Source organism: Mesorhizobium sp., from assembly GCF_004963255.1.
Lineage (GTDB): Bacteria > Pseudomonadota > Alphaproteobacteria > Rhizobiales > Rhizobiaceae > Mesorhizobium.
On the sequence record NZ_SUGA01000011.1, the window covers coordinates 96632 to 108867 of the forward strand.

Below are 12236 nucleotides of genomic sequence, written 5' to 3' on the forward strand. Positions count from 1 at the left end.
CCATGCTATCGGCGGACGAAACCTATGCTTCGCTGGTCGGCGCCTGGCGGCTGATGTTCGGCAAGGCCGACGGGCTGCGCCTGCTCGACCTTTCGGCGGACGGTTTCTGGAACTCGTTCTACGCCATCCTCGTGGCGGCGCCGGCACTGATCGTCGGCTGGGTCGGAATCGCCAACGAGATCGGCGATCCGGAGGCCTTCGCCGGGCGCCTCGGCATGCTGATCAGGCTGGCGACGGTGGATATCGGCTCATGGGTGCTGCCGCTGGTGGCGCTGGCGCTGGTCGCGCCGCGCGCCGGCATCGGCGGCCGCTTCGTCCACTATGTCGTTGCCTCCAACTGGGCGTCGGCGATCATCGCCTGGCTGATGCTGCCCTCGGCGCTGCTCAGGCTGTTCCTGCCTTCCAACAGCGACGTCAACAGCCTTGTATCGCTGTTCCTGTTCGCGCTGTCGGCGCTGCTGACCTGGCGCATGACCAACGCGTCGATCGGCAAGGGCGCCGCCGTGGGCACCGCCGTCTTTGTCGGCATGTTCATCGCCTCGCTGCTCGTCCTGTTCGGCCTGCAGGCGCTGCTCGGCATCGACATACCCGACAGCACGACAGGTTAAGTGTCGCCGTCCCCGGCGATGGTGAATTTGCCGGGCGCCTCCGGATAGTCGACGCCGACGAGAAAAAGCCCGTCCGGCGGCGCCACTTGGCCGCAGGCGGCGCGGTCGCGCGCTTCGAGCGCCGCCTTGAGATCGGCCGCGCCCCAGGAACCGTCGCCGACGCGCCGCAGCGAGCCCACCATCGAGCGAACCTGGTTGTGCAGGAAGGAGCGCGCCGAGCTGCGCACCTCGATGAAATCGCCATCGCGGCCGACATCAAGGCGGTCAAGCGTGCGGACCGGGCTTTCGGCCTGGCACTGGGTGGAGCGGAAGGTGGTGAAATCATGCCGGCCGAGCAGCACTTTCGCCGCCTCATTCATGGCCTCGGCGTCGAGCCGCTTCGGCACCCACCAGACCTTACCCTTTTCCAGCGCCGCCGGGGCGCGACGGTTGAGGATGCGATAGAGATAGTGGCGGCCGGTGGCGGAAAAGCGCGCGTCGAAATCATCGGCGACAACCGCCGCCTTGAGGATGGCGACGCGCGCGCCGGCGGCCTGCAGATGGGCATTCACGGCGTCGCGCACCTTGTCGCCCGGCCACGCCTTGGCAAGATCGACATGCGCCACCTGGGCGGTGGCGTGCACGCCGGCATCGGTGCGGCCGGCGGCCCGTATTCTTACGTCTTCGCCGCAGAACTTCCCGATCGCCTGCTCGATCGCCTGCTGCACCGAGGGCTGGTCGGCCTGATGCTGCCAGCCCGCGAACTGACTGCCGTCATATTCGATATCGAGCCGAAAACGCGGCATGTTCAGACAATTGCCGATGTCTGAGACGAGACCTTGTTTTTTCGCTGGAGCATGATCTTACCCGAAAACCGGTTCCCACTTTTCGGGATCATGCTCTAGGCGGCCAAAGCGGTGAAGGCCGAAGCGTAGACCAGCCTGCCGGTCTCGGGCGCATCGCCCCAGGCCAGCGCCTGCAGCGCCTCGCCCTGATACTCGCTGTCGAACTTTGCGGCGCGGGCATGAGTGTAGCCGAAGCGGCCGTAATAGGTCGGGTCGCCCAGAACCACGGCCAGCGTCTCGCCGGCTTCCTTGAGGCGGATATGCGCCTCGCGGATCAGCGCACCGCCAATGCCGGTGCCGTGGAAGGAGGGCTCGACCGCCAGCGGCGCCAGCGCGACGGCCGCGAAACGCTTGCCGCCATTCTGCACGTAAAGCCTGGAAAACAGGATGTGGCCGACGACCTGGCCGTCTTCCTCGGCAACCAGCTCGACAACGGCGTCGCCGCCGGTGACCAGGGCATCGACCAGCCCGGCTTCCGCCTGCTGGCCAAAGGCATGTTCTTCGACGAGGCGGATCGCCTCGCGATCCCGCGGCGTCGCCGCGCGTATCGACATCATGCTCATGTCAGTTTCGTTCCTTTTGCGATCTTGGCTCCGCGCAAGAACTCCTGCGCGGCGGCAGGCTTTCCGCCCGCCCGTTGAACTTCGACCAGCCTGACCGCGCCCGATCCGCAGGCGACCGTCAGCCGGTCATCGAGAATTCCTCCCGACTCGCCGACGCCATCCGAGAGCGTCGAGCGAAGCAGTTTCAGCCGCTCCATGCGGCCGCCAATTTCGACCTCGCACCACGCGCCCGGGAAGGGCGAGAGGCCGCGAATGTGATTGTGGACTTCGCCAGAAGGTCGCGTCCAGTCCACGCGTGTCTCCGATTTATCGATCTTTCGGGCGTAGGTCACCCCTTCCGCCGCCTGCGGGGTAAATGTCAGACAATTTATCCCCAACTGCGCGAGCGCCTCGACCATCAGCGAGGCGCCCTGAACCATCAGGCGGTCATGCAATTCGCCGGCCGTCATATCGGGTGCGATAGCAACTTTTGCAACCAAAGCCACCGGACCGGTGTCCAGACCCTCTTCCATCTTCATGACCATCATGCCGGTCCAGGCATCGCCGGCCATGATGGCGCGCTGGATGGGAGCAGCACCACGCCAGCGTGGCAAAAGCGAGGCATGGCCGTTGAGACAGCCGAGCCGCGGGGCGTCCAGAATGGCTTTCGGCAGCAGCAATCCATAGGCGACGACCACGGCGACATCGGCACGAAGGGCGGCGAACGCCGCCTGCTCCGCCTCGCCCTTCAGCGATGTCGGCGTGCGCACGTCCAGGCCCAGCCGCTCGGCCTCGCGCTGCACCGGCGACGGCGTCAGTTCCAGCCCACGGCGGCCGGCGGCACGCGGCGGCTGCGTGTAGACGGCCGCGATCTCGTGACCGGCCTCGGCGATGGCACGCAAGGTCGGCACGGAAAAATCCGGCGTGCCCATGAAGATGACGCGAAGCGGCATGAGGTCCTGCGATCCTGTCTTGCGGTAGGCTCAGGTGCTCGCTCGGCCGGAACGGCCTTCAGCCCACCATCTTGCCCGGCACCTTGTCCTTGGCGAGCTTCTTGAACTTCCGGACCACCATGTCGCGCTTCAGTTTCGAGATGTGGTCGATGAACAGCACGCCGTTGAGGTGGTCGATCTCATGCTGCAGGCAGGTGGCCATCAGACCTTCAGCCTGTATCTCCTGCAGCTTGCCGTCGCGGTCGAGATATTTCACCCGCACGGAAGCCGGACGCTCGACCTCGGCATAATAGTCGGGGATCGACAGGCAGCCTTCCTCATAGACGGAACGCTGGTCGGAACTCTCGAGCACTTCGGGATTGATGAAGACATGCGGCTGAGGCTCCTCGCCTTCCTTGGCGAGGTCGATGACCAGCAGCCGACGCGGCTCGCCGATCTGTATCGCCGCAAGGCCGATGCCCGGCGCGTCATACATGGTCTCCAGCATGTCGTCGGCGAGCTTGCGCAAATCAGCATCGACGCGCTCGACCGGCTTGGAAACCTGGCGCAGGACGGGATCGGGAAGGATGATGAGCGGCTTGATCGACATGGCGTCTCACCTAAGACTTCGCTGGAGAAGCGTCAACGGGGGCAGCTTTTCCCTGTTCACGTTTTGATCTGTGCCAGCGATGCGAATCGGTTATGCTGCGCACATGAACGACATGACCTCCATCCTTTCGCAACCGGTCGCGCGGCTCGGCGCCAGCACGGTCACGCTCGGCCAGGCGCTTGGTATCGCCGCTATCCTGTTCGTCGTGCTGTTCGCCGCGCTCGTCATCGCCCTGTGGCGCGCCGCCAAGGCGCGCGCGGTTGCCGCGGCGGAAGCGGCCGACCATGCCCGCGACGCCGAGGCGCGGATGGCCGACATCATGCAGGCGCAGGCCGAGATGCAGGGGCGCATGGGCGCGATCGCCGACGTGTTCGGCGCCAGGCAGGCGGAGCTTACGCAATCGCTCGGGCAGCGGCTCGACGCCATGACCGGCCGCATCGGCCAGACCATGGCCGAGCAGACAAAGTCGACGCATGAAAGCCTGGCCAAGCTGCAGGAGCGGCTGGCGGTGATCGACACCGCGCAGGGCAATATCCAGTCGCTTGCCGGGCAGGTCGTGCAGCTGCAGGCGATCCTCTCCAACAAGCAGACGCGCGGCGCCTTCGGCCAATCGCGGATGGAAGCGATCGTCGCCGACGGGCTGCCGCACGGCGCCTACGAGTTCCAGGCCAGCCTCAGCAATGGCAGCCGGCCCGACTGCCTGGTGCGAATGCCCAACGGCGCGCCGATGCTCGCCATCGACGCCAAGTTCCCGCTGGAAGCGTGGAACGCCATCCGCGCCGCAGAGGGCGCCGACATGCAGAAGGTGGCGTCGCAGGCCTTCCGGCGCGACATCGAGGTGCATATCCGCGATATCGCGGAAAAATACCTGATCCAGGGCGAGACGCAGGACACCGCCTTCATGTTCGTGCCGTCGGAATCGGTTTTCGCCGAGATCCACGAGAATTTCGAAGCGGTTGTGCAGAAGGCGCACCGCGCCCGCGTCGTCATCGTCTCGCCCTCACTGCTCATGCTGTCGATCCAGGTCATCCAGGCGATCCTCAAGGACGCCCGGATGCGCGAGCAGGCGCATCTGATCCAGGGCGAGGTCATCCGGCTGATGGAGGATGTGGCACGGGTCGACGAGCGGGTGCGCCGGCTGCAGACGCATTTCGGCCAGGCTGCCAAGGACATCGACGACATTCTGGTCTCGACATCGAAGGTCACCAAGCGCGGCCAGAAGATCGAGGCGCTGGAATTCGCCGAGGGCGAGACCGAGGCGCCGCGGGGCGTCCCCGCCAAGGCGGAAGGCGCGCGGGTGGCGGACTCCAAGACAGGCCAGTTGAGGCTCAGGGTCGTCGAGGACGGCGAATAGCCTACTGCTCTTCGAGAGTCGTCATGCCTTCGAATTCCGGCAGCCAGTGCAACGCCGACCGGTGCCATTTCTGTTGTCTGGGAACCAGGTCCTGACGCTGCCGGGCGGTGCCGACCCTGATGCCGTAGACCTTCGGACCATCGCCGACAGACGTTGCATAAAGATGCGAGCCGCAGTCGGCGCAAAATGCCTGGGCGCGCCTGGCGCCGCTTGCCACGACCTTGATATAGATTTTCGGCGCGCCCCTGGTGATCCTGTAGTCGCTTTCCGGCGCCGGAACGGTGACGCGAAAGGCCGTGCCGGTCAGCTGCTGGCAATCCGTGCAGTGGCAGATCGAGGTCTTTTCCGGATCGACTTCCGCCTCATAGGTGATCGCGCCGCAATGGCATCCGCCGTCGATCTTCATCGGCTTGCTCCTCAAAAAATTCGTTGTCGTGTTGAACCTAACTCTCCTCCGAAGCCTCGGCCATGGCCTTGCGCCGCCGCTCCCATGTGCCAGTCGCCTGTGGCTTGACGAAGAGCCTGGAGATTTGCGGCATTTCCTTCTTGAGCCTTGCCTCCAGGCGCTCGACGCAGGCTTCGATCTCGGGCGCGGTGAGGTGATCCTCGAATTCGATGCTCAAGCCCGCGACGATCTCCTCCGGACCGACATGGACGCTCAATATGCCGTTCGCCCGCTGCACCGCCGGATCCTCCTGGGCGATCGCCAGCACCTTCTTCTGGACCTCGGGCGACGCCGGCTCACCCAGAAGCAGGCCCTTGCTCTCGCGCGCCAGAAAAATCGCCGTGGCGCCAAGGATGAGGGCGATGCCAAGAGAGCCGACGCCGTCGAGCTCCGGCCTTTCCAGGAGTTGCGCCGACAGAATGCCGGCGAAGGCGACGACGAGGCCAAGCAGCGCGGCGCTGTCCTCGAACAGCACGGTGTAGACGCTCGGATCCTTGCTCGACTGCACGGCCTCGAACCAGCCCTGCCTGCCCTTCTGCTGGCGGAACTCCTTCAGCGCCACCAGCCATGAGCTGCCCTCGAACAAGAACGAAAGGCCGAGCACGATATAGTTGACCCTGGCGTTGACGACCGGTTCCGGCGCCATGATGTGGATGATGCCCTCATAGAAGGAAACGCCGGCGCCAAGCGCGAACACCAGAAGCGCGACGATGAAACTCCAGAAATAGAGCTCGCGCCCGTGACCGAGCGGATGGGTGCGGTCGGGCGGCCGCGCGGCGCGATGCATGCCGTAGAGGAGCAGCGTGCCATTGCCGGTGTCGACCAGCGAATGCACGCCTTCCGACAGCATGGCGGACGAGCCGGTGAAGGCTGCCGCCGCGAATTTGGTGACCGCGATCGCCAGATTGCCGGCAAGCGCGGCGTAGATCACCCGTCTCGATCCGCTATGTCCTGCCATGCGATCCCCGGCTTGCCCTGCGCGAGCTTAGCGGCCCGCCCGGCAAAGCTCTACAGACAATGCGCCAGTCCATGCGAGGTTTCGAACTGGCGTCGCGGCCGCAAAATCGGTTGACAGCCGGCCGGCCGGCTTAGCAAAGCCGCACTGCCTCTTGCAGTCCGTCATTTCTCTTGTTTCACTCGGATTGCCCACAATCGGAGGAGCGAATCATGGCTAAAGGTGCGATGAAGGCGGGCAAGGAAGCCCGCAAGCCGAAGAAGGACGCCAAGAAGCCCGCCGCGGCCCCGGCTCCGAAGGCGCCGCCGGTCAAGGCGATGCGCATCAAGGAAAAGTAAGCGGCCCGAATCGGTCGAGCCGGCTCCCTGCGGAGTCTGAACCGGCGGCATGACAAAGCTGCCGTTGTTTTGTTGATCGGAAAACAGGCCATCCTATATTCAAGGAGCGAGGACGACCTCGCTTCCCCGAAAAACCGGTCGGGACGACCCGCCACCAAGCATCTCAGGCGATGCTGGAATGACGGAGCGTTTTCGATGTCCTGGATTTTTCTTTTCTTCGCCGGCCTGTTCGAGATTGGCTGGGCGATCGGCCTCAAATATACCGACGGCTTCTCCAGGCCGCTGCCGACCCTTCTCACCATCGCCTCGATGATCGTCAGCCTCGGCCTGCTCGGCCTGGCGCTGAAGACGCTGCCCGTCGGCACGGCCTATGCCGTATGGACCGGCATCGGCACCGTCGGCACGGCGCTGCTCGGCATCTGGCTGCTCGGCGAGCCCGCGACCGTCGTCCGCCTGGCTTGCATCGGCCTGATCGTCTGCGGCATCGTCGGGCTGAAGCTGGTAGCCTAAATTAGAGCTGACAGCACAAATGCGCTCAGGGCCGCTTTTGGCGACCCTGACAAATTTCTTCCAACGAACCCGAACTTAGAGCGAGTCAGCGATTCACAGAATCGCCGACCCACTCTAAGCTTTTTGGTTCTTGCGCAATTCCGGACGGAAAACCGCTACGCACTTTTCCTGGAATTGCTCTAGCGGGCGGAGAAGCCCGGAGGCGTCCTGCCGACGCGCGCCTTGCGGGCGGCGTAGCGTGCGTCACGCTTGGCCTTGCGCGCGGCCTCGTCGGCAAGCTCGAGCGCGATGCGCTCTGCTTCCTCGGCCTCGCGGATTTTGGCCTCGGCGGCAGCGGCCTCTTCGGCGGCGATACGCGCCGCTTCGGCGGCGGCTTCGCGCTCGGCCTTCTCGGCCGCTTCGCGAGCCAGCTTTTCCTGCTTCAGCCTTGCCTTCTCCGCTTCGCGGATGGCGCGGGCCTCGAGGATCGCCTTGCGTTCGGCCTGGCGCGCCAGCACAGCGGGATCATCCGCCGCCGGCTTTGCCTTGAAGCGCGCGAGCAGCGCCTTCTTTGCCTCGTTCGCGGCATTGCGCCGCTCGAAAATGTCTTTTTCCCTGTAGATAGCCAAGTGTACTTCCCTGCAGTCTATTCGCGACGCTTACATACGCGTGAAAGCGCCGAGTTCAAGCGTCAAAACGGTATGCCAGCCATGAAAAAACCGGGCTTGTTGCCGCAGGGATACGGCCCGGCGATGCGCGATGCACTGTTCACCGATCGGGCCTCTGGCGGGCGGCAAGGCATACGGCTACCTAGAGCGCCAACGGGCAAAGGCCCACACGAACAGGTTCAGGACGCAACCAGATGGAACTCGGTCTCTACACTTTTGCCGATGTCAGCCCGGAGCCGGGTCCCGGCGCCATCGGTCCGCATGAGCGGCTGCGCAATCTCATCGAGGAAATCGAGCTGGCCGACCAGGTCGGCCTCGACGTGTTCGGGCTCGGCGAGCATCACCGCCCCGACTATGCCGCCTCCGCGCCGGCCGTGGCGCTTGCCGCGGCGGCCGAGCGCACGAAGAAAATCCGCCTTACCAGCGCGGTCACGGTGCTTTCCTCCGACGATCCGGTGCGCGTCTTCCAGCAATTCGCCACGCTCGACCTTCTGTCCAACGGCCGCGCCGAGATCATGGCGGGGCGCGGCTCCTTCATCGAATCCTTCCCGCTGTTCGGCTACAATCTGGAAGACTATGACGAGCTTTTCGCCGAGAAGCTCGATCTGTTGCTCGCCATCCGCGACCAGGTGAAGGTGACGTGGCGGGGCAAGCTGCGCGCGCCGATCAACGGCCGCGGCGTCTACCCGCGTCCGTTCCAGGACAAGCTGCCGATCTGGATCGCCATCGGCGGCACGCCGCAATCCGCAGCCCGCGCCGGCGTGCTCGGCCTGCCGCTGGCCTTGGCCATCATCGGCGGCGAGCCGGCGCGTTTCGCGCCGCTGTTCGATATCTATCGCGAGGCGGCCCGGCGCGCCGGCACCGATACGGCCAGCCTCGCCACCAGCATCAATGTGCACGGCTTCATTGCCGAGACGACCGACCAGGCCGCCGACGATTTCTACGGACCGCAGGCCGAGGTGATGAACCGCATCGGCCGCGAGCGCGGCTGGGGCCCGACCTCGCGCGCCCATTTCGACCAGTCCCGTGGCCCGAACGGCGCGCTGTTCGTCGGTAACCCCGAGCAGGTGGCTGAAAAGATCGTCGCCCAGCACAGGATCTTCAACAACGACCGCTTCCTGCTGCAGATGGCGATCGGCACCATGCCGCATGCCAAGATCATGAAGGCGATCGAGCTCTACGGCACCAAGGTGGCGCCGGTCGTGCGCAAGGAGACGGCCAAGACGGCGCCAGCGCCGGCTGCTTGACGAGCGGTCCGCTCGAAACCGGCCTCCGGATGGCCGGAAAGCCGGCTCTTGGAACCTTGCCCGGAACTCCCGCGTTTCGGGCACAGGCCCGCCATGCATTGTCGGCTGGCGGCTTGCAAGGGAACCGATGAAAGCCGAACAGATCGCTTCGGGCGCAAGCGCTGCCGAAAGCCCTGACCCGCGTGCCGATGCCAGGGCGGACATACGCCTGATGCGGTCGCTGGTGATCGGGATCTTCATTCTGATGACGGCGGCGGCGCTATACTTCGCCCGCGCCTTCTTCATGCCGGTGATGCTTGCCTTCCTGCTGGCGCTGACGCTGACGCCGATCGTGCGCTTTCTGAGAAAGCACGGGATCCCCGAAGTAGTGTCGGCGACGCTGCTGGTGCTGCTGTCGATCTTCATTTTCACCGCCGCCGGCTATCTGCTCAGCGGCCCGGTTATCGACCTCATCAACAACTCCTATTCGATCGGCCAGCAGCTGACCGAGCGGCTGGCGCCGTTCAGGCGGCCGCTCGAACGAATGATGGACCTCGCGCATCAACTGGAAGCGCTGACCGAGACCTCGCAGGAGCCCGGCCTGCAGCGGATCGCGGTGGCGCCTTCCGGCATCCTCTCCACCGCGGCCAGCAACATCCTGGAAGCAGGCACCGCGATCACCATCGTCTTCGTGCTCTCGCTGTTCCTGCTCGCCTCCGGCACATTGTTCTACGAGAAGATCGTCCAATCCTTCGCCAGCATGACGCAGAAGAAGCGGGCGTTGCGCGTCGTCTATGACGTCGAGCGCGAGATTTCGCACTATCTGCTCACGGTCTCGATCATCAATGTCAGTCTCGGCACGGTGATCGGGTTGGGCCTCTGGGGGCTCGGCATGCCCAACCCATTGGTGTGGGGGGCGATGGCGGCCTTGCTCAATTTCCTGCCCTATGTCGGCGCGCTGATGACCTTCCTGATCGTCGCCGTCATTGCGCTGATCAGCTTCGACACGATCGCCTATGCGCTCTTGGCGCCGGCCTTCGTGGTGCTGTGCGACATTATCGAAGGCCAGTTCGTGACGCCGATGGTGGTCGGGCGACGCCTCGAGATCAACGCCGTGGCGATTTTCATCGCCATCGCCTTCTGGTCATGGCTGTGGGGCTTCGTCGGCGCGCTGATGGCGGTGCCGTTGCTGGTCGTCATCAAGGTGTTTTGCGATCATTTCGAAAGCCTGAGCCCGTTCGGCAATTTCCTGGCGGCGCAGCAAACAACTGTCGTCGATGACGCGCCGGCCGAGAACAACCACAACCAAGCAGCCTGAGGCTGGCCCAATTCCAAATCCCGGCCATTGTTTGCGACACCGGTGACCAGTGCCTATATCGGACCGGTCAAGCCGGACCCGTCCCCGAATGAGCGACTTCGATCTCGATGGCTATTTCGCCCGCATCGGTTACGGCGGATCGGTCGAGGCTTCGCTCGCCACGCTGCGGGCGCTGCACGCCGCGCACCCCAGGGCTATCCCGTTCGAGAACATCGATGCCTTGATGGGCGTATCCGTCGGCCTCGACCTCGCTTCGCTGCAGGACAAGATTTTTGGCCAGGGCCGCGGCGGCTATTGCTTCGAGCACAATCTGATCTTCATGCACGCGCTTGACGCACTGGGCTTCACCGTCGGCGGGCTTGCCGCCCGCGTGCTGTGGGGCCAGCCGGATGACGCGGTCACCGCGCGCAGCCACATGCTGCTGCGCATCGAGCTTGGCGGCCGCACTTACATCACCGATGTCGGCTTTGGCGGCCTGACGCTGACGGCGCCGCTGCTTTTAGAAGCCGGGCTGGAGCAGCAGACGCCGCATGAGACCTTCCGCCTCGTCGAGACCGGCGGACAATTCCGCCTGCAGGCCGATATCGGCGGTGATTGGCGTACGCTCTACCACTTCGACCTGAGCCAGGCCTATGAGGTCGACTACCGGGTCGCCAGCCATTTTCTGTCGACGCATCCGAGCTCGCATTTCCTGTCGACGCTGGTCGCCGCGCTGGCCCTGCCCGACCGGCGCTACGCGCTGCGCAACAACCGGCTGTCGACGTATCATGCCGGCGGCCGCAGCGAGCAACGCGAGATCGCCACGGCCGCCGAGCTCGCCGACGTGCTGGAGAACCAGCTCGCCATTGTCATTCCCGACCGCGCCGCCTTCGAGGCGAGGCTCAGGGAAAAACGCATCGTGGAGACCTGACCAAATGACCGCCCTTTCGGTTCTCGACCTGTCGCCGATCACCCAAGGCAGCACCGCCTCGCAGTCGCTCGCCAATTCGCTCGACCTCGCCCGCCATGCCGAGCGCCTGGGCTACAAGCGCTACTGGCTGGCCGAGCACCACAACATGCCGGGCATTGCAAGCGCCGCGACGTCCGTCGTGATCGCGCATGTCGCCGGCGGCACCAAGTCGATTCGCGTCGGCGCCGGCGGCATCATGCTGCCCAACCATGCGCCGCTGGTGATCGCCGAGCAGTTCGGCACGCTGGCGGCGCTTTTTCCCGGCCGCATCGACCTCGGCCTCGGCCGGGCGCCCGGCACCGACATGCTGACCGCGCGGGCGCTGCGCCGCAACCTGGAGTCCGCCGACAATTTCCCGCAGGACGTGGTCGAGTTGATGGGCTATTTCCAGCCGGCCGAGGAAGGCCAGCGCATCCGCGCCGTACCCGGCGAGGGCCAGACCGTGCCGGTCTGGATCCTGGGCTCCAGCCTCTATGGCGCGCAGCTCGCAGCACTTCTCGGCCTGCCTTACGCCTTCGCCTCGCATTTCGCGCCGGCCGAGCTCGACCACGCGCTCGAGGTTTATCGCACGCGCTTCCAGCCCTCCGCGCAGCTCGACAAGCCCTATGTCATGCTCGGCCTCAATGTCTCCGCCGCGCCGACGGATGCCGAGGCGAAGCTCTTGTTCAGCTCGCTGCAGCAGGCCTTCATCAATCTGCGCAGCGGCCGTCCGGGGCAATTGCCGCCGCCGGTCGAGAATTACGACCGCGATCTCGACCCGATGGCGAAAACCATGCTTGCCCAGGCGCTGTCCTGCGCCGTCGTCGGTTCGCCGGAGACGGTGCGCCAGGGCATCGACGCCTTCATCCGCCGCACCGGCGCAGACGAATTGATGGTGACGGCGCAGATCTTCGATCACGCGGCGCGCGTCCGCTCCTACGAGATTCTCGCCGATGTGCACAAATCGATGTCGAAGGCGGCATGATCGCGCAGTCACTT

At 65.1% G+C, this 12236-nt stretch carries 15 protein-coding genes; 8 read left to right on the forward strand and 7 right to left on the reverse strand.

Annotated features, from left to right (window positions below; translation table 11 throughout):
• Positions 1-2: 2 nt before the first annotated feature.
• Positions 3-608 (forward strand): transporter, encoded by a 606-nt coding sequence (locus tag E5X34_RS14845; RefSeq protein WP_292565983.1) that lies wholly within the window; start codon positions 3-5, stop codon positions 606-608.
• Here the strand turns inward: E5X34_RS14845 and truA are convergent.
• The 4 genes from truA to def form a co-directional block, all read right to left on the reverse strand.
• Entirely contained in the window at positions 605-1393 is a 789-nt protein-coding gene (truA, locus tag E5X34_RS14850) for a tRNA pseudouridine(38-40) synthase TruA (RefSeq protein WP_292565840.1), read from the reverse strand. The two genes, E5X34_RS14845 and truA, sit on opposite strands and share 4 nt — an antisense overlap.
• A 95-nt stretch (positions 1394-1488) precedes the next feature.
• Positions 1489-1995, reverse strand: coding sequence for an N-acetyltransferase (locus tag E5X34_RS14855; protein ID WP_292565843.1), 507 nt, complete (start codon positions 1993-1995; stop codon positions 1489-1491).
• Positions 1992-2927 carry a methionyl-tRNA formyltransferase gene (gene fmt / locus E5X34_RS14860; RefSeq protein WP_292565846.1) on the reverse strand — a complete coding sequence of 312 codons (936 nt, stop codon included), beginning with the start codon at positions 2925-2927 and terminating at the stop codon, positions 1992-1994. The genes E5X34_RS14855 and fmt overlap by 4 nt, the downstream gene beginning before the upstream one ends.
• Before the next feature lie 58 nt (positions 2928-2985).
• The gene (def, locus tag E5X34_RS14865; protein ID WP_292565848.1) at positions 2986-3516 is read right to left on the reverse strand and encodes a peptide deformylase; all 531 of its coding nucleotides are present in this window, start codon (positions 3514-3516) and stop codon (positions 2986-2988) included.
• A gap of 103 nt (positions 3517-3619) precedes the next feature.
• Here def and E5X34_RS14870 point away from each other — a divergent pair, with 103 nt between their 5' ends.
• A complete protein-coding gene (locus tag E5X34_RS14870) occupies positions 3620-4870 on the forward strand; it encodes a DNA recombination protein RmuC (RefSeq protein ID WP_292565851.1) in 1251 nt (416 codons plus the stop codon).
• Position 4871: 1 nt separating this feature from the next.
• On the opposite strand, the gene E5X34_RS14875 is transcribed toward E5X34_RS14870, so the two are convergent.
• Together E5X34_RS14875 and E5X34_RS14880 are read right to left on the reverse strand one after the other, a co-directional pair.
• Positions 4872-5276 carry a GFA family protein gene (locus E5X34_RS14875; protein WP_292565853.1) on the reverse strand — a complete coding sequence of 135 codons (405 nt, stop codon included), beginning with the start codon at positions 5274-5276 and terminating at the stop codon, positions 4872-4874.
• 37 nt (positions 5277-5313) lie between these two features.
• Positions 5314-6273 (reverse strand): cation diffusion facilitator family transporter, encoded by a 960-nt coding sequence (locus tag E5X34_RS14880; protein ID WP_292565856.1) that lies wholly within the window; start codon positions 6271-6273, stop codon positions 5314-5316.
• Positions 6274-6482: 209 nt separating this feature from the next.
• Between E5X34_RS14880 and E5X34_RS14885 the strand changes: the two genes are divergently transcribed.
• The gene (locus E5X34_RS14885; protein ID WP_095819016.1) at positions 6483-6608 is read left to right on the forward strand and encodes a hypothetical protein; all 126 of its coding nucleotides are present in this window, start codon (positions 6483-6485) and stop codon (positions 6606-6608) included.
• Between the two features lie 195 nt (positions 6609-6803).
• Entirely contained in the window at positions 6804-7118 is a 315-nt protein-coding gene (gene sugE / locus E5X34_RS14890) for a quaternary ammonium compound efflux SMR transporter SugE (protein WP_112128924.1), read from the forward strand.
• Positions 7119-7297: 179 nt separating this feature from the next.
• Here sugE and E5X34_RS14895 read toward each other — a convergent pair whose 3' ends face one another.
• Positions 7298-7726 carry a DUF6481 family protein gene (locus E5X34_RS14895; RefSeq protein ID WP_042647354.1) on the reverse strand — a complete coding sequence of 143 codons (429 nt, stop codon included), beginning with the start codon at positions 7724-7726 and terminating at the stop codon, positions 7298-7300.
• A 233-nt stretch (positions 7727-7959) separates the two neighbouring features.
• Between E5X34_RS14895 and E5X34_RS14900 the strand changes: the two genes are divergently transcribed.
• The 4 genes from E5X34_RS14900 to E5X34_RS14915 all read left to right on the forward strand — a co-directional run bounded on the left by E5X34_RS14900 (position 7960) and on the right by E5X34_RS14915 (position 12222).
• Positions 7960-9012 carry an LLM class flavin-dependent oxidoreductase gene (locus tag E5X34_RS14900; RefSeq protein ID WP_292565858.1) on the forward strand — a complete coding sequence of 351 codons (1053 nt, stop codon included), beginning with the start codon at positions 7960-7962 and terminating at the stop codon, positions 9010-9012.
• 127 nt (positions 9013-9139) lie between these two features.
• On the forward strand, positions 9140-10309 hold the full coding sequence (locus E5X34_RS14905) for an AI-2E family transporter (RefSeq protein ID WP_292565860.1): 1170 nt from the start codon (positions 9140-9142) through the stop codon (positions 10307-10309).
• 88 nt (positions 10310-10397) lie between these two features.
• Entirely contained in the window at positions 10398-11219 is an 822-nt protein-coding gene (locus tag E5X34_RS14910) for an arylamine N-acetyltransferase (protein WP_292565863.1), read from the forward strand.
• Between the two features lie 4 nt (positions 11220-11223).
• Positions 11224-12222 carry an LLM class flavin-dependent oxidoreductase gene (locus tag E5X34_RS14915; RefSeq protein WP_292565865.1) on the forward strand — a complete coding sequence of 333 codons (999 nt, stop codon included), beginning with the start codon at positions 11224-11226 and terminating at the stop codon, positions 12220-12222.
• Positions 12223-12236: the final 14 nt, after the last annotated feature.

Coding starts and splice junctions, on each gene's coding strand:
- E5X34_RS14875 (WP_292565853.1), bottom strand. CDS start 5,276: ATGAAGATCGACGGCGGATGCCATTGCGGCGCGATCACCTATGAGGCG.
- E5X34_RS14870 (WP_292565851.1), top strand. CDS start 3,620: ATGAACGACATGACCTCCATCCTTTCGCAACCGGTCGCGCGGCTCGGC.
- fmt (WP_292565846.1), bottom strand. CDS start 2,927: ATGCCGCTTCGCGTCATCTTCATGGGCACGCCGGATTTTTCCGTGCCG.
- E5X34_RS14910 (WP_292565863.1), top strand. CDS start 10,398: ATGAGCGACTTCGATCTCGATGGCTATTTCGCCCGCATCGGTTACGGC.
- E5X34_RS14845 (WP_292565983.1), top strand. CDS start 3: ATGCTATCGGCGGACGAAACCTATGCTTCGCTGGTCGGCGCCTGGCGG.
- E5X34_RS14900 (WP_292565858.1), top strand. CDS start 7,960: ATGGAACTCGGTCTCTACACTTTTGCCGATGTCAGCCCGGAGCCGGGT.
- E5X34_RS14855 (WP_292565843.1), bottom strand. CDS start 1,995: ATGAGCATGATGTCGATACGCGCGGCGACGCCGCGGGATCGCGAGGCG.
- E5X34_RS14915 (WP_292565865.1), top strand. CDS start 11,224: ATGACCGCCCTTTCGGTTCTCGACCTGTCGCCGATCACCCAAGGCAGC.
- sugE (WP_112128924.1), top strand. CDS start 6,804: ATGTCCTGGATTTTTCTTTTCTTCGCCGGCCTGTTCGAGATTGGCTGG.
- E5X34_RS14885 (WP_095819016.1), top strand. CDS start 6,483: ATGGCTAAAGGTGCGATGAAGGCGGGCAAGGAAGCCCGCAAGCCGAAG.
- E5X34_RS14880 (WP_292565856.1), bottom strand. CDS start 6,273: ATGGCAGGACATAGCGGATCGAGACGGGTGATCTACGCCGCGCTTGCC.
- def (WP_292565848.1), bottom strand. CDS start 3,516: ATGTCGATCAAGCCGCTCATCATCCTTCCCGATCCCGTCCTGCGCCAG.
- E5X34_RS14905 (WP_292565860.1), top strand. CDS start 9,140: ATGAAAGCCGAACAGATCGCTTCGGGCGCAAGCGCTGCCGAAAGCCCT.
- truA (WP_292565840.1), bottom strand. CDS start 1,393: ATGCCGCGTTTTCGGCTCGATATCGAATATGACGGCAGTCAGTTCGCG.